At 72.2% G+C, this 14,847-nt stretch carries 13 protein-coding genes; 3 read left to right on the top strand and 10 right to left on the bottom strand.

All coding sequences use genetic code 11. From position 1 onward, the window contains the following. Position 1 precedes the first annotated feature (1 nt). Positions 2-490 (bottom strand): hypothetical protein, encoded by a 489-nt coding sequence (locus tag P1V51_00510; GenBank protein ID MDF1561488.1) that lies wholly within the window; start codon positions 488-490, stop codon positions 2-4. A 15-nt stretch (positions 491-505) separates the two neighbouring features. Next, positions 506-2,761: a hypothetical protein gene (locus P1V51_00505; GenBank protein MDF1561487.1), complete on the bottom strand. Its 2,256-nt coding sequence runs from the start codon at positions 2,759-2,761 to the stop codon at positions 506-508. 175 nt (positions 2,762-2,936) lie between these two features. Between P1V51_00505 and P1V51_00500 the strand changes: the two genes are divergently transcribed. Both P1V51_00500 and P1V51_00495 read left to right on the top strand, forming a co-directional pair. Beyond that, complete coding sequence (locus tag P1V51_00500) at positions 2,937-3,380, top strand: rhodanese-like domain-containing protein (GenBank protein ID MDF1561486.1); 444 nt, start codon at positions 2,937-2,939, stop codon at positions 3,378-3,380. Beyond that, positions 3,377-4,300 (top strand): class I SAM-dependent methyltransferase, encoded by a 924-nt coding sequence (locus P1V51_00495; GenBank protein MDF1561485.1) that lies wholly within the window; start codon positions 3,377-3,379, stop codon positions 4,298-4,300. Before P1V51_00500 ends, P1V51_00495 begins: the two co-directional genes overlap by 4 nt. On the opposite strand, the gene P1V51_00490 is transcribed toward P1V51_00495, so the two are convergent. The 6 genes from P1V51_00490 to P1V51_00465 all read right to left on the bottom strand — a co-directional run bounded on the left by P1V51_00490 (position 4,297) and on the right by P1V51_00465 (position 12,131). After that, entirely contained in the window at positions 4,297-5,787 is a 1,491-nt protein-coding gene (locus P1V51_00490) for a hypothetical protein (protein MDF1561484.1), read from the bottom strand. The two genes, P1V51_00495 and P1V51_00490, sit on opposite strands and share 4 nt — an antisense overlap. Positions 5,788-5,796: 9 nt before the next feature. Beyond that, positions 5,797-6,510 carry an endonuclease III gene (gene nth, locus P1V51_00485; GenBank protein ID MDF1561483.1) on the bottom strand — a complete coding sequence of 238 codons (714 nt, stop codon included), beginning with the start codon at positions 6,508-6,510 and terminating at the stop codon, positions 5,797-5,799. Positions 6,511-6,512: 2 nt separating this feature from the next. Beyond that, a complete protein-coding gene (locus P1V51_00480) occupies positions 6,513-7,880 on the bottom strand; it encodes a lysine 2,3-aminomutase (GenBank protein ID MDF1561482.1) in 1,368 nt (455 codons plus the stop codon). A 209-nt stretch (positions 7,881-8,089) separates the two neighbouring features. Continuing rightward, the gene (locus tag P1V51_00475) at positions 8,090-8,845 is read right to left on the bottom strand and encodes a GNAT family N-acetyltransferase (GenBank protein MDF1561481.1); all 756 of its coding nucleotides are present in this window, start codon (positions 8,843-8,845) and stop codon (positions 8,090-8,092) included. Between the two features lie 4 nt (positions 8,846-8,849). Beyond that, the gene (locus tag P1V51_00470; protein ID MDF1561480.1) at positions 8,850-11,306 is read right to left on the bottom strand and encodes an MMPL family transporter; all 2,457 of its coding nucleotides are present in this window, start codon (positions 11,304-11,306) and stop codon (positions 8,850-8,852) included. 12 nt (positions 11,307-11,318) lie between these two features. After that, positions 11,319-12,131, bottom strand: coding sequence for an RDD family protein (locus tag P1V51_00465; GenBank protein ID MDF1561479.1), 813 nt, complete (start codon positions 12,129-12,131; stop codon positions 11,319-11,321). Positions 12,132-12,196: 65 nt separating this feature from the next. Here P1V51_00465 and P1V51_00460 point away from each other — a divergent pair, with 65 nt between their 5' ends. After that, on the top strand, positions 12,197-13,207 hold the full coding sequence (locus P1V51_00460) for a stage II sporulation protein M (GenBank protein ID MDF1561478.1): 1,011 nt from the start codon (positions 12,197-12,199) through the stop codon (positions 13,205-13,207). On the opposite strand, the gene P1V51_00455 is transcribed toward P1V51_00460, so the two are convergent. Together P1V51_00455 and P1V51_00450 are read right to left on the bottom strand one after the other, a co-directional pair. Then, positions 13,204-14,499, bottom strand: coding sequence for a hypothetical protein (locus P1V51_00455; protein MDF1561477.1), 1,296 nt, complete (start codon positions 14,497-14,499; stop codon positions 13,204-13,206). The genes P1V51_00460 and P1V51_00455 overlap by 4 nt on opposite strands. Before the next feature lie 23 nt (positions 14,500-14,522). Beyond that, on the bottom strand, positions 14,523-14,819 hold the full coding sequence (locus P1V51_00450) for a hypothetical protein (protein ID MDF1561476.1): 297 nt from the start codon (positions 14,817-14,819) through the stop codon (positions 14,523-14,525). Positions 14,820-14,847 lie beyond the last annotated feature (28 nt).

Below are 14,847 nucleotides of genomic sequence, written 5' to 3'. Positions count from 1 at the left end.
GCTAGCCGCTCCCCGGAGCGCGGTAGCGGAGGAAGCCGGAGAGCGGATAGGCCAGCACCGCACCGGCGTTGTGGACCACGTGGTTGAGCCAGGCCAGCTCGCCCTCCACCAGGCCGGTCGGCAGGCCGAAGAGGTGGGTCGCCTTCTCGAGCTCGCAGCCGGCGCAGATCACGGCCAGGGCGAGGATGCCGGCCAGGCGGAAGGAGCGCCGGGCCCAGCGCTGCTCGGCCGCGGCCAGGCCGCCGGTGAGGCCCGCGTTGACCAGGAAGATGCCGGCCACGCCGCAGGGGACCGCCAGGACCTTGAAGTACTGGCTGTTGAGGGCTCCGACCAGGGTGCCGTCGGGGGTGCGGGCCAGGTAGCGCAGCGGGGTGCCCTCGAAGGCGTCGATCCAGGTGGGATCGATGTCGGTGAGGAAGTCGCTGAAGAGCCGGACCACGCCGATCGAGGCCAGCGCCACCGCGAGCCAGAGGGTCCGGGAGAGCCGCATGCTCTCCCGAGCCTATCAGGCCTCCGGCGTGCCTCGCCGGGCTCGCCGGTGCGCCTCGGGCAAGAGGAGGAGCAAGAGGAGCAGGGCGGCGCCGCTCGGGCTCCCGGTGGTCGTGCTGCAGCCTCCGATCGCCTCGCCCTGGCGAGGCGCTCCGGGCTCGCCGGGGGCCGAGGGATCGCCCGAGGGATCGGGGATCCCCGGCGCGGTGGGCACCGCCGGGTCGCCGGGCTCCTCCGGATCCGGCGGGAGGGGCGCCTCGGGCTCCTCGGGCGCGTCGCCGCCGTCCGCGGGATCGGGCTCCGGTGAGGGGGGCGGCGGCGCGGCGCGCTCGTCGTGGACCCAGACCCCGACGAGGTCGGCGATCAGGTGGGTGCGGGAGCTGGCGAAGACGCAGAGCCGGCCGCTCTGCCCGAGGGAGGAGACCGTGAGCGCGGCGGTGGCGTCGCCGGCACCGAAGTTGAGGGAGGAGGTGTTCGGGACGCTGCCACCGCAGGGGAAGGTCGTGAGGTGACCCGGGCCGTCGGCGCCCACGGTGGTGAGGTTGAGGGCTGCTCCCCAGGCGCCCTCGGGCATCCCGGCGAGGGACTGCAGGGGAAGCTCGATGACCTGCCGGGCACCCAGCCGGCCGCTGTAGAGGGCGCCGGCCGCCCGGGTGTCGAGCAGGCGCACCAGAGCGAGGGGCTGGTAGGCCAGCTCACCTCCGGGGGAGAGGAAGCCCGCCACGTCGACGATGAGGTGGGCCGAGTTGTGGGCGCGGACGCAGAGCTTCCCGCCGCCGAGGCCGGAGACGACCGTGTGGGCCGAGACGGAGCCGGCGGCGAAGTTCACGCTGCTGGTGGAGGGCTGCGAGCCGCCGCAGGGGAAGGCGACGACGTGGCCCGGCGCGTCCCCCCCGATGAGGGCGAGGGAGGCGAACACGCCCGTGGCGTTCGCCGGAGCGCGGACGTCCACCTCGCGGACCTCTCCGTCGAGGAGGGGGGCGTCGCTGGCGCGGGTGTCGAGGACGCGGGTGGGGCCGGTGAGGGTGAGGCCGTCGCCGTCGGGGGTGAAGACCGCGCCGAGATCGCCCACGAGGTGGACCTCGGTGCCGGTGTGGAAGCTGACGCCCGAGCCCGCGCCGAGGACGACGGGCAGGGCGTTCGAGCGGACCCGCCCGGGCGCGAAGTTCAGGCTGGAGGTGGCCGGCTGGCGCTCGCCGGCGGGAGCGCCGGTCAGGAAACCCGGGCTCTCACCGGGCACCGCGGCCAGGTTCAGCCAGGCGGCGGTGGCGCCACCGGGCAAGAGCGACGCGGAGGGCGCCCAGGTGTTGGCGCCCGGCTTCAGCGGGCCGCTCTGGCTGCCGTCGGCGCGGAGGAGATCCCGGCTGGCGCTGGAGGTCCGCGAGTCGAAGAGGCGGGTCGGGGGGAGGAGGGTGACGCGGCCTCGCGCGCCCTGCGGGCGGACCGAGGGGAGCGCGGCCCCGGCGTGGTGGGCGGCCTCGGGCGGCTCCGGCGGCGGCGGCTCGCCGCAGCGAGGGCTGGCGCCGCCCACACACTCGGTGCCGTAGTCGGCGCAGCGGGTCGCGCCGCAGTCGGCGCCGAGGAGCAGGCCGCCCTCGCAGCGGGCGGCGCAGGCCCCGGTGTGGGCGCCGGTGGTGAAGAAGGGGGTCTGCATCGCGGCGCCGGCGCGGGAGAGCTCGAGGTGGATGTGGTTGGTGTGGGGCGAGGAGGAGGAGCCCAGCAACCCGAAGCCGCGCTCGCCGTTCCAGTAGGCCTTGTCCCAGACGATGCGCTGCACGCCGATGAACTCGGCGTTCTCCACCAGCCAGTTCACCACCGGATCCCCGAGGCCGTTGTCGGCGTCCCCGCTCGACATGGGGACCATCAGGTCGATGGCCCGGCCGATGGCGTGGACCGAGAGCCTGGGCACGCTGGTGGTGGCGCTGTTCTGCCGGCAGCAGAAGAGCCCCCCGGAGCTCAGGTAGGGGAAGCGCGCTCGCAGGAAGCGATCGAGCTCGACGGTCCCCGGGTGGGCCGGCGAGCAGGCGGGGTGGACGCAGGAGCAGGCGAAGGGGTTGCTCGAGCTGCAGTAGCCATCGGGAGAGACCGCCGGCGGATCGACCACGTCGACGTACTGGTGGGCGGCGACCTCGCGGGTGCTGGCGGGGGCGCTCCAGGGACCCGAGACGGCGAGGGCGTCCCGGCGGCTGGCGAGCTCGGAGCCGAGCTCCCCTCCACAGGCGGCGGCCAAAAGGAGGACGAGGAGGGGCGGCACGAGGGCAGGGCGGATCATGCCCCGGGGAAGAGCAGTGAGCGTGCCAGGGTCCTGCGGGGGCCTCCAAGGGCCTGAAATCACGGCAGGAGAGCATCTGTTTCGGTAACGATGCGTTACGCCCCCGGTGTTCAGGCCCCGACCAGCGGCTGCAGGGGCCTGGCTCCGCGACGACACCCGAAGGAGGATGGGGCGCATGACGCGCGTGGGAGAGTCGGCCTCGGGTCGGATCGTCGGGACGCTCTTGCTGCTCGCCCTGGCGAGCTGTGGTCCGCCGCCGGAGGGAGGGGACGGCGGCACGCCGGACGCTTCGGTCACCATCCCCGAGGGGCCGATCAGCGGGGCCGATCTGCAGCAGCGGATCGAGGCGGGCCTGGCGCCCTTCATCCTCGATGTCCGCACGCCCTCCGAGTACGCCGGCGGGCACGTGCCCGGCGCCTTGAACCTCCCCCACGACACGCTGGCGAGCCGGCTGGGCGAGGTGCCCGCCAGCCCGGGGGAGGAGCTGGTCGTCTACTGCCACGGGGGCAGCCGGGCGAGCGCCGCCGAGACCGTCCTCGTCGACGCGGGCTACCTCCACGTCCGGCTCCTCGAGGGCCACTGGAGCGCCTGGAGCCAGGACGGCCGGCCGACCGAGTGAGCGGGTCTCCGGCCATGCTCGAGGAGGCCCTCGCCCGCGCCGACGCGGCGCGCGCCGGGCTGCGCGACGACGAGGGGCTGGAGGTCTACCGGCTCTTCCACGGCTACAGCGAGGGCGTGCCTGGCCTCGAGATCGATCGCTACGGCGACGCGGCGATCCTCACCGGCAAGGGCGCGAGCGAGGCCGAGCTCGCGGCGGCCGGCGCGTGGCTGAGGGGGCTCGGGCGCTTCGAGCTCATCGTGCTGCGGGAGCGGGGCCGGCCGGTGAGCGTGCTGCACGGGACGATGCCCGGGGAGCCGCTCGTCGTTCGCGAGGCGGGGCTGCGCTACGCGATCGAGCCCTGGGCCGCGGGCAACCCGGGCCTCTACCTCGACGCCCGGCCGGCGCGGCGCTGGCTGCAGTCGAGCTCGGAAGGCCGGCGGGTGCTCAACCTTTTCTCCTTCGCCGGCAGCCTGGGCGTGGCGGCCCTGGCCGGGGGGGCGGCCTCGGTGACCCACGTGGACTCGCAGCGGCGCGCCCTCGAGCGCTGCGCCGCCAACCACGCGCTCAACGCGCAGCGCAGCGACGCCCGGGACCGCGTCCGCGAGGACGTCCCCCGCTTCCTGCGGAGGGCGGCGCGAGGCGAGCGCCGCTTCGGCGGGGTGATCCTCGATCCCCCACCGGGCCCCGAGGACGGGGCGCAGCGCGACGCGCTGACCCCCCTCGCGCTGGCCGGACCCTGCGCCGCCCTCGTGGAGCGCGGGGGGTGGATCCTGGTCTTCTTCCACCACGACCCGCGCAGCTGGGACGAGCTCGAGGAGGCCTTCGCGGCGAGCGCAAAGCGCCCGCTCGAGGTCCTCTGGCGCGGCCGGAGCGGCAGCGACTTCCCCGAGGCCGAGGAGAAGCGCACCCTGCGCCTGAGCGCCTTCCGGCTCTCCTAGCGCTGGTAGCGGTAGAGCCGCCAGGTGCCCGCCCGGCCCACCGGGTCGGTCAGGGGCTCGATCATCCGGCGGTTGCGGGGCGAGCCCGCGGTGCGCACGAGGAGGTAGTCCCAGTACTCGGCCGCGTCCGCGCCGAGGTAGGAGTGGGTGAGGCGCGCCTTCCCCTCCTCGCTCTTCAGGGTCACGAAGGTCGTGCGGCGGAAGGCGAAGGAGTCGTTGGTCAGCCCCCCGCCCTCGATCGTGTAGTGCTTGGGCCAGTGCCAGGCGGCGGCGTGGCGCCCGAAGCTGGAGGTCGCCGAGTCGTACTGCACGGCCAGGAAGCGCTCCTCGGGGATCTGGGCGATCAGCTCCCGGAAGCCCTCCATGTCCCGGGCCTCGAACTCGAGGTAGCTGCTGCGCAGCCCGAGGGCGTGGACGGTCCCGGCGAGGAGGAGGGCGGCCACGGCCGCCACCGTGAAGGTGCGCCGCCACTCGATGGCCGGCAGGCAGATCACCATCGCCCAGACGTAGACCAGGTGACGCACGCTGATGATGGAGACGTCGGGGACGTTCATCGGGCCGAAGAGGTAGGTGACCATCAGGCCGCCGATCACCAGCAGGAGGTAGGTGCGCCGGCGCCGGCGCCAGTCGTCGTGCAGGGTGGCGAGGGGCGCGAGGGCCAGGAGGAGGAGCGGGATCAGCCAGGCGAGCTCGTCGGTGTTCGAGCTGCCGAGCTGCCCCAGGTAGTCCCAGAGGTGAGAGAAGCCCTGGTCGGGGCCGAACCAGAGGGTCTGGTTCGACATCCGCTCGGTGGTCCGCTCGGAGAGGAGGTAGGGCAGCATCATCCCGAAGGAGGGGGCGAGCACCCAGAGGGAGCGCCAGCGCTGCCGTCCCTCACCCCAGAAGACGAGGGTCAGGGCCGCCATCCCGAGGGCGTAGCCCCAGACCATCCCGTGGAAGACGAAGGTCAGGCAGAGCAGCGCGGCGACCCAGATCCCCTGGGACCGGCGCCGCTCGGTGGCGTAGCGGATCGCGAGGGCGAGGACGAGCAGGACGAAGGGCTTGGCCAGGAGCCAGTTGAAGAAGCCGGCGGTCCAGTTGTAGTCGAGCGCCGCGCAGATCCCTAGCAGCGCCGTGAGGGGCGAGAGCTTCAGGCTCTTGGCGAAGGCGGCCAGGGCGAAGGTCCAGAAGAAGAGGTAGCCGGAGAGGAGGAGCTTCGCCGCCGTCATCGGCGCGACGAGGCCCTCGAGCCCGGCGAGGAGGAGGACGCCGGCCGAGTTGGGCCAGGGCCAGGGCTGGATCCGGTAGTACTCGGCGTAGAAGGCGTTGCCGCCGAGCAGCTCGCGCAGCAGGTGCGCCACCTCCAGGTGCCCGGAGAGGTCCTGCATGATCGGGTAGCCCACCCCCCAGAGCACCAGGAGGTAGGGGGAGGTCAGGGCCGCCAGGATCAGCGCCTCCCGGCGCGAGGGCAGCAGCTCCGTGATCTCCCTGGCGAACGATCCGAGCATGGACGAACCCTAGTCCTGGGGGACCCGCCGCCTCCCCTCCGGGCAGTGGGGGAGGAAGTCGCAGCCCTCGCACTTCGGCTTGCGGGCGTCGCAGACCCGGCGGCCGTGCCAGATCACCTCGTGGGAGAACGCGATCCAGCGCTCGCGGGGCAGGAGCTCCATGAGCACCTGCTCGATCTTCACGGCGTCCTTCAGGTCGTGGAAGCCCCAGTGCCGGGTGAGGCGGGCGACGTGGGTGTCGACGACCACGCCCTGGGCCAGGCCGAAGGCGGTGCCGAGCACGACGTTGGCCGTCTTGCGGGCGGCGCCGGGGATCTTCACGAAGGCGTCGAGCTCGCGGGGCAGCTCGCCGCCGAGCTCCTCGTGGATCATCCGGGCGGCGCCGATGATGTTCTTCGCCTTGTTCCGGTAGAAGCCGGTCGAGTGGACCAGCCGCTCGACGTCGGGGGTGTCGGCCTGGGCGAGGGCCTCGGCGTCGGGGTAGGCGGCGAAGAGCTCCGGGGTGACGCGGTTGACCACCTCGTCGGTGCACTGGGCCGAGAGGATGGTCGCGATGAGGAGCTGGAAGGGGGTCTCGTGGTGGAGGGCGCACTCCGCCCAGCCGTAGTGCTCGTGGAGGAGCGCGTCGATGGCGGCGACCCGATCGGGATCGGGCCGCTTCACCCCGGCGATCTGCTTGAAGCCGGCCTTCGTCGAGAGGGGCGGCTTCTTGCGGGCCGCCAAGGCTACTCGCCGCCCTTGGCGAGCGCCTCGCGCCACCAGGCCTGCCCCTCCTCGGGGAGGGTGTAGATCGGATCGAAGAACTCGTAGCGCCGGTCGAGGGCCTTCGGGTCGTCGAGCTCGATGCCGGTGCGGTAGTTCTTGGTCCAGTAGGAGATGCCCCGCACCCGGTCGTAGCTCTCGTTCTGGTGCACCCAGCGCTTGCCGACGTAGGGCACGTCGCAGAGGAGGCGCGGCGTGGCGAAGCCCGGCAGGTAGCCCATGATGTCGTGCTGGATCTGCTGGGCCTCGGCGACCGAGATCCGCCAGTGCTCGGCGTTGGGGATCATGTCGCACATGTAGAAGTAGTAGGGCATCACCTTGGCGTCATCGAGGAGCCGGAAGCAGAGGTCGAGGAGCTGCTTCGGATCGTCGTTGGTGCCCCGGAGCATCACGCCCTGGTTGCGCACGTCGCGGAAGCCCATGTGGAGCAGGCTCTCGGTGACCCGGGCCATCAGGGGGGTGACCTGGGAGACGTGGTTGACGTGGGTGTGCATCGCCAGGCTGACGCCCTCCTGGCGGGCCTTCAGCGAGATGCGCTCGAGGCCGCGCAGCACCTCGGGCTGGAGGAAGTGCTGGGGCAGGGCCATGACGGCCTTGGAGGCGAGGCGCACGTCCTGGATGTGGGGGATCTCGAGCAGCTTGTTCAGGAAGGGCTCGAGGACCGCCATCGGCAGGTTGGCGATGTCACCACCGGAGACCACGACGTCGCGGATGGAGTTGGTCTCGCGCAGGTAGTCGAGCATCGCCTCGTAGCGGGTGTCCCGCTTCATCTCGAAGCGCAGCTTCGTGGCCTGCGGCACGTCGTTGCCCACCAGGTCCATGCGCGTGCAGTGGCCGCAGTACTGGGGGCAGGTGGGCAGCAGCTCGGCCAGCACCTTGGTCGGGTAGCGGTGGGTCAGCCCCTCGACCACCCACATGTCCTGCTCGTGGAGGCTGTCCCGGGAGGCGCGGGGGTGGTTGGGCCACTCCTGGTGCCGGTCGTCGTAGGCCGGCAGCATGTAGCGGCGCACCGGGCACTCCCAGAGGTTGGTGACGTCCATGTGGTTGAGCATGTGGGGCGGGACGAGGATGGACATCGTCGCCCGCTCCTGCTGGTCCCGCCGGATGGACTCGCCGAGGCCCTCGGGGAGCAGGGGCCCGAGGGCCTCCTTGAGCTTGTCGAGGGTCTTGATGGTGTTGCGCCGCTGCCAGCGGGCGCGCTCCCACTCCTCGCGGCTGACGTTCTTGTAGCCGGGGATCCGCCGCCAGTCGGGCTCGATGAAGGGGCGGGTGATGGGGTAGGGGAAGGGCTGCTCGGGGGTCGAGACGGGGACGTTGAGCTGGTCTTTCATGGTGGGATCCGTCCTGCGAAGGAGGGGAGAGGAGCTGGACCGCCCGGCGCCTCGCGAGGCGCGGCGGTGGGGTCCGGGGCGAGGGCGCGGCTCACGCCACGGGGGGATCCCGTGGATCGGGCCTTCTCCGGCTCTGGAGCGTCCTCTCCATCCCCCGAAGGTACGGGGGCGCCCCCCGACCGGTCAAGGATCCACCCTCCGGGGGGCCTTCAGGCGGGGTGCTGGCCGGCGAGGTGGAAGGCGAGGCGGGCGTCGATGATGCTGAGGCCCAGACCCTCCGCCATCCGCACCGCGGGCTCGCTCGCCAGGGCGACCTCGGCGGTGACCGCCAGGTCCCGGGCCCGCAGGTCGGCGATCAGCGCCCGGGCGACGCCGCCGCCGAAGCCCCGGCCCCGGTGCTCCTCTCCCACGTGCACCCCGATCCGGGCGACGCCGCCGGCCAGGTGAGTGGTGATGGCGACGGCCACCAGCTCGTCCTTGAGGATGAGCGCGCGGTGGGGCGCCTCGGGGACGGCCCGGGGAAAGGCGAAGGCGACGATGTCGAGATCGTCGGGGGCGAGCGGCTCGGTCTGCCCGGCGGCCGGGTGGGGCGCGGGCTCGCCCTGCAGCAGGGCGTAGCGGGCCACCGGCCCCGAGAGCTCACACTTGAAGAGGCTGCTCACCGCCGGCGCCGCCCAGAAGGGGACGGTGAGGCGGTACGTGCCGTGCCCGCGAGGCAGGCAGCCGAGCAGCTCCTCGAGGGAGGTGATCCGGGCCGCGGTGAGGGACGCCTCGTTCGAGAAGCCCAGGGGGCCGGCGCCCCAGGCGATGGTGAGCAGGCCGGAGGGGTCGGCGGGATCGTCGACGAAGACCGAGAGGGACTCGGGGGGCAGCCGCTCGGCGGTGTCGAGGAGCTCGACCTGGGCCATCGCCAGGGCCTCGACCAGGCGGCGGCGCCCCCCGGCGTCCTCTACCTCGTGAGCCAACGGCCTAGTCCTCCGGCTGCTCCGGCGCCTCCGGGGTGGGCGCCTCGGGCGGCCCGAAGGGGGTGCGCTCCATGACCCAGAGGAGGGCGGGGAAGAAGACGGTGGTGCCGATGAAGCAGGCGCCCATCCCGATGAGGGCGAGCTCGCCGGCGCTGCGCAGGCCGCCGTGGTGGGCCAGCACCAGGGTGCCGAAGCCGATGGCGGTGGTGGTGGTGGCGAGGAAGGCCGCCGAGCCGGTGTTGCGCACCAGGCGGCCGATGCTGCCCCGGCCCTCGTCCCGGTAGCGGTGGTAGACGTGCACGGCGTTGTCGATGCCGATGCCGACGATCGAGGGGATCATCACGCCGTTGAGGAAGTTCAGGTCCACCCCGAAGAGCCGCATCCCGCCGGCGATGCAGAGCACGCCCAGGAGGAGGGGGCCGAGGACCAGCAGGGCCCGGAAGGGGCTGCGCAGGTCGATGAAGAGGAGGAAGAAGACCGCGAGGATGGCGGCGAGGAGCACCCGGGGGCCGTCGTCCCGCATCAGGCGGAAGACCTTGGCGGCGATGAGGTTCTCGTCGGCGGTCCAGATGGGGATGTCGCCCACCCGCTCCCGCAGCTCCGTGAGGGCGTCGGCCCAGGCGAAGAGCACCGAGATGTGCAGGGGTGGCTTCACCGGCGCGGCCAGGCACATGACCTCCTGACCGTCCGGGGAGAGGAAGCGGTTGCGCACGTACTGGGGCAGGTCGTCCACGCCCCACTTCGGGGGGTTGGTCAGCGCGATGGCCTTCTCGACCTTCTTGCGGTCCTCGTCGGGCAGGGTGCCGACGGCGGGATCGCTCAGGGTCTCCCGCAGCACCTTCAGCCGCGCGAGGCGGGCGTCCTGATCCGGCGGCACCACGTCGTTGAGGGTGAGCACCAGCCCCACCACCCCCTCGGCGCTCTGGGCGTCGCGCATGGCGTGGAGCTCTTCCGAGATCTTCCGGGCGTTCTCCACCCCCCGGGTCATGATGATCGCCGGGGCGAGGGTGCGGCCGAGGGCCTCGGTGGCCTCGTCCAGGAGGACGGTGGCCGGCAGGGTGCCCTGCAGCTTGCGGAAGTCGGTGACGAAGCCGATGTGCCGGATCGAGAAGACCGAGAAGACGGCGAAGCCGAGCACGGCGACGATCACGGTGCCGGCGACCAGCCCGGGCGCCCGGTTGGAGAAGGCGGGCTTGTCCTCCTTGACCCGGTGGGGCCGGATCATGGACTTGAGGCGGTCGAGGTAGACGTAGAGGGGCGGGGCCGTGAGGTAGGTGGCGAGGAAGGCGATCAGCACGCCGACGGCGGCGACCTGGCCGAACTGGGAGAAGCCCTCGAAGTCGGCGAAGGAGAGGCCGTAGAAGGCGGCGGCGGTGGTGGCCGCGCCGGTGGCGGTGGCCCGCCCGGTGACCTCGATGGCCCGCAGGAGGGCGTCCTCCACCTCGGCGCCGGTGCGGCGCTCCTCCATGAAGCGCATGAAGAGGTGGATGCCGAAGTCGACGCCGAGGCCGAAGAGGATGGCGACGAGGAAGCCGGTGATGATGTTGATCTCACCGACCGTGAGGGCCACGATCCCGCCGGTCCAGAGCACGCCGGCCAGGAGGGGCAGGCCCACCAGGAGCAGCGCCCGGATCCGCCGGGTCCAGACGACGACCAGCCCCACCGAGAGGAGGAGGGCCATCACGGCGGCCATCTGCAGGTCCCGGAGGATGACCTGGTTCTCCTCCACCCGGATGGCGTAGTTGCCGGTGAGGCCGACCCAGACCTTCGCCTCGGCGTCCTTCGCCACGCTGCCGTCGAAGCCGCCGGTGGCGGCGCCCATCTCGGCGGCCATGGCCCGGACCTTCGGCACGAAGACCTGGCCGAAGGCGAGATCGCCGGCGAGGCCCTCGGGCTTGATCATGACGTAGGCGGTGCGCCCCTCGTCCGAGGTCAGGCGCTCGCGGGTGGGGGCCCGGGCCTCGTACTTCTTCTGCAGCTCCTCGAGGGTGGGGACCTCCTCCTCGTCCTCCTCGTCCAGGAGGTTCACGATGAGGGGGTTCGCGTCCCGCTTCTCCTTCGCGATGCGGGCGGCCACCGCCGCGTCGAGCTCGTCGATCTCCGCGGGGGTCAGCAACATCAGCGCGCGCTGCTTGAAGAACTCCGGGTCGTAGTGGTGCTCGACGTAGCGGACGTCCGGGAGCTTCCCGACGGCCTCGACGAAGCGGTTGGCGAAGTCGCCGACCACCTCGGCGTCCTCACCCTTGATCACCGCCACGAGGTAGCCGATGCCCCCCACCTCCTCGTTCACCACGTGGACGTCCTGCACCTCGCGCGCCTTCTCCGGGAGGAGCTCGGTCAGCGAGGTGTGGATCCGCAGCCCGGTCGCGGCCCAGGCCATCAGCCCCGTGAGGAGGGCCGAGAGGAGGACCATCTTGCCTGCGTGGCGCGAGGCCAGGTTTGCCAGGAGTCGGGCGATCACGAGGGAGGCAGCCTATCCGACTCCCCGCCCGAGCGGGACTCTCTTGTGGGCGCGGCGCTCCTTGCCGCGCGGCCCGCTCTCCCCCTGGAGGATCGCCGCGGTGGCCCCGACCACGAAGCGCTCGGCGGAGAGGGCCCGGGGGCGGGGCACCCCGGCGTCGACCAGGGCCAGGGCGACCCGGTCGAAGAGGAGCAGGCGGGCGTCGGTCTCGATCTCCTCCCGGCGCAGGGAGAGGGAGATCATCACCTCGCGCAGGGCCGCGGGGACCAGGCGCCGGGCGGCCTCGGCGGCGGCCCGATCCTCCAGGAAGGAGTTGTAGCGCTCGTGCTCGGGCAGGATCGCCGAGGGCAGGGGGCGCTTGCGCTCCTTCACGACGATGGTGCCGGCCACCAGATCCCCCAGGCGCTGGTGGCTCCGGGAGGCGAAGGCGGAGAGGCCGCCCACCAGATAGGTCATCGGCATCGAGTCGATGATCCGCAGCAGGTTGCGCAGCAGCACCTGGTAGAAGGCCGGCCGCAGGCCCCGATCGGTGAGCACCCGCAGGCCCACGGCCTTCTTCCCCAGGGTCTGCCCCTTCCAGGCCCACTCCAGGATCGTGAAGTAGCCCCACTGCACGAGGAAGGAGAGGACGAAGGCCAGGGCGACGGCGACGCCCCCGCCGACGATCGAGGCGATGGCCAGGGCGAACCAGATCGAGCCGACCAGGAGGCCGATCACCATGGCGTCGATCATCCAGGCGGCCGCCCGCGTGGCCAGGCCGGCCAGCTCGAACTCGAAGATCACGAACTCGCTGGTCTCCACCTGATGCAGGGCGTCGGTGCGCATGGGCCCCCCGAGGGTAGCACGCGGCGCAGCGCCGACGGGGGCCGAGGTGCTACGATGGGCGGGCCGTGGAGCTGACCCAATTTCTCGAGGAAGGCCGGGGACGCTGGCAGGCCCTGGAGATGCTGCTGACGGAGGTCGACCGTCGCGGGGTGGCCAAGCTCGACCTCTCGGAGGCGAAGGATCTCGGCCGCCTCTACCGGCAGGCCTCCGCCGACCTGCTCTGGGCCCGCAGCCACGGCGCGAGCGCCGAGGTCGTCGACTACCTGAACGACCTGGTCGCCCGGGCCCACGGCCGCATCCACCCCAACCCGCGGCCCCGCCTCTCGGCCATCACCCGCTTCCTGGCGGTGGGCTACCCCCGCCTGGTGCGGCAGGAGTGGCGGGCCATCGCGCTCTCGACGGCCTTCTTCCTGGCCGGCTCCGCCTTCGGCGGCATCGCGATGGCGGTGGATCCCGACGCGTGGATCTACCTGGTCCCCGAGCAGCACCAGCACCTCGATCCGGCCCAGCGGGTGGAGCGGGACGCCGGGCGCAAGCTCGACGCGGACGAGGAGGCGGCCTTCTCGGCCTTCCTCTTCACCCATAACATCCAGGTCACCATCCTGGTCTTCGCGGTGGGCCTGGCCGGCGGCATCCTCACGGCGGTGCTCCTCTTCTTCAACGGCATCGGGCTGGGGGCGCTGGGCTGGCTCTACTGGACCCGGGGGCACGGCTTGTTCTTCGTCGCCTGGATCTTCCCCCACGGCTCGCTGGAGCTCTCGGCGGTCTTCATCGCCGGCGGCGCGGGCTTCGTCCTGGGGCGCTCGATCCTGGCCCCGGGGAGGCTCGGGCGCCGGCGGGCGCTGCGGGAGGCCGCCCAGACGGCGGTGCTCCTGGTGCTGGGCACCGCCCCGGTGCTGGTGGTGGCCGGCCTGATCGAGGGGACGATCTCCCAGTGGCACGAGCCGGTGATCGACCTGCGGGTGAAGGTGGCCTTCGCCTGCGCCGCCTTCGTCCTGCTCTGGCTCTACCTGCTGCGCGCCGGGCGCGGCGTGACGCCCGGCGAGGAGGGCGCTACTTCCGGCGCGGCCGCCTAGAACGAGACCAGGCCGCCGGCGGTCACGCTCACCTTGAAGGTGTCGATCGTCGGGTCGAACTCCACCGGGTGGTCGAAGTAGGAGATGTCCTGCTGCCGGGCCTGGAGGCGCCAGCCGCCACCCGGGTTCAGGCGCTGGAGGTCGAAGCCCTCGGGGAAGCGGGGGAAGGCCAGCTCGGGCTCCAGGGTGCTGATCTGCCAGCGCAGGGTTCCGTCGCTGATCGCGGCGAAGAGATAGGAAGAGGCGCCGGCGACGGCCGGCCAGGAGAGGGAGGCGCCCGGCTCCCAGGTCACGGTGGTGTCGACGGTGGGAGTGTCGAGGGCCTCGAGGGTGAGGCTGGTGGCGCCCGGCTCGATCGCCTGCTGGACCAGTGAGATGCCGTTGGCGGGAACGGAGGGGTCGCGGCTCAGGTAGACCTGGGCGAAGGCCGGATGGTCGGCGGTGACGACGTAGGGGACGTCGAGGGCGTAGCCGGTGCCGGTGTCGGTGGCCGTGGTGGTGAAGCCCAGGACCGCCCCGGTGTTGAAGGCGGGTGGGTCGTTCACCCGGACCTGGCCCATCACGTAGGTGAAGCGGCTGTTGAAGGTGTCGAACGGGCTGCCGTCGATCACCGGACGGTTGGTCGTGATCTGCAGGACCGTGGGGGCGACGCCCGGCATGGACAGGCTGTAGGTCTTGTCGGCGTCCGCGCGGCGGACGACCAGCGCGACGGCGTCGAAGAACTCGGCGGTCGTGCCGTTGAGCGCGCCGAGGGTGAAGCCGACCTCGTCGAGGCCGTCGAGGACGAAGGTGTCGAAGTTGACGGTCGCCGGTTGGGTGGGATCGGAGATGGGGGCAAAGGCGGAGCCGCCCTGATCTCCGCCGTAGACGAAGACGTGGGTGGCGCCGGCGGGCAGGTTGTCGACGGTGACCGAGACCGACCAGGTCTCTCCCGGGAGCTGGGTCTGGTCGAAGGGCATGAGGTAGAGGTCCAGTGACCCCGGGCGGGCCGAGTCGATGCCGACCAGGGTGACCGGTGCGGATCCCTCCGCGCCGGCGGTGACGGTGAGGGTGGAGCCTTCGGGGACCTCGACGCTGAACTCGCCGTTGGCGTCGGTGGTGGTCTCGAGGAGGTCACCGCCGTGTACGTCTACGACGACCCAGGCGTCGGCGTGGAAGAGGGTGGGGGCGAACTGGCTGGCGACGCTGCCCCGGAAGGTCACGGTGTTCGGGCCGTCGGGCTCGGGCTCACCGCAGGCGGTGACCAGGAGCAGGAGGAAGGCGAGAGAGGTGAGAGCGAGAGAGCGAAGCATGGGGAGACCTCGTCGAGTGGGGGTCATCGGAGCGGGGCCAGGCTGCGGCTGAAGCGGAGCGACTCCTCCACGCCCGGGCGCGCGGGCGCGGGCTCTTCCGAGCGCGTCTTGGCGTTCTCCCAGAAGTCGTCGGTGCCCAGGAAGTACTGGGCGTAGCCGGGGTGACCGTTGAAGTTGATGGGCAGGAGCCTGCTCGTACACCAGGTGTTCGGCGCGACCGTGGGATCGTTCAGGAAGGACTGGAAGATCTGGGTGCCGCAAGGCACGTTCGAGTTGGTGGTGGGGGTCTGCATCAGCACCCCGTGCGGGGAGTTCGGCACCGTCACGAACCACTGGCTCGCCCCGGAG

The organism is Deltaproteobacteria bacterium (assembly GCA_029210625.1).
Taxonomy (GTDB): Bacteria; Myxococcota; Myxococcia; order SLRQ01; family SLRQ01; genus JARGFU01.
This window is presented reverse-complemented; position numbering and strand designations above follow the sequence as displayed.

Excerpts from the sequence above, each read along its gene's own strand:
- P1V51_00510 (MDF1561488.1), bottom strand. The coding sequence starts at position 490 with ATGCGGCTCTCCCGGACCCTCTGGCTCGCGGTGGCGCTGGCCTCGATC.
- P1V51_00505 (MDF1561487.1), bottom strand. The coding sequence starts at position 2,761 with ATGATCCGCCCTGCCCTCGTGCCGCCCCTCCTCGTCCTCCTTTTGGCC.
- P1V51_00500 (MDF1561486.1), top strand. The coding sequence starts at position 2,937 with ATGACGCGCGTGGGAGAGTCGGCCTCGGGTCGGATCGTCGGGACGCTC.
- P1V51_00490 (MDF1561484.1), bottom strand. The coding sequence starts at position 5,787 with ATGCTCGGATCGTTCGCCAGGGAGATCACGGAGCTGCTGCCCTCGCGC.
- P1V51_00480 (MDF1561482.1), bottom strand. The coding sequence starts at position 7,880 with ATGAAAGACCAGCTCAACGTCCCCGTCTCGACCCCCGAGCAGCCCTTC.
- P1V51_00465 (MDF1561479.1), bottom strand. The coding sequence starts at position 12,131 with ATGCGCACCGACGCCCTGCATCAGGTGGAGACCAGCGAGTTCGTGATC.
- P1V51_00455 (MDF1561477.1), bottom strand. The coding sequence starts at position 14,499 with ATGCTTCGCTCTCTCGCTCTCACCTCTCTCGCCTTCCTCCTGCTCCTG.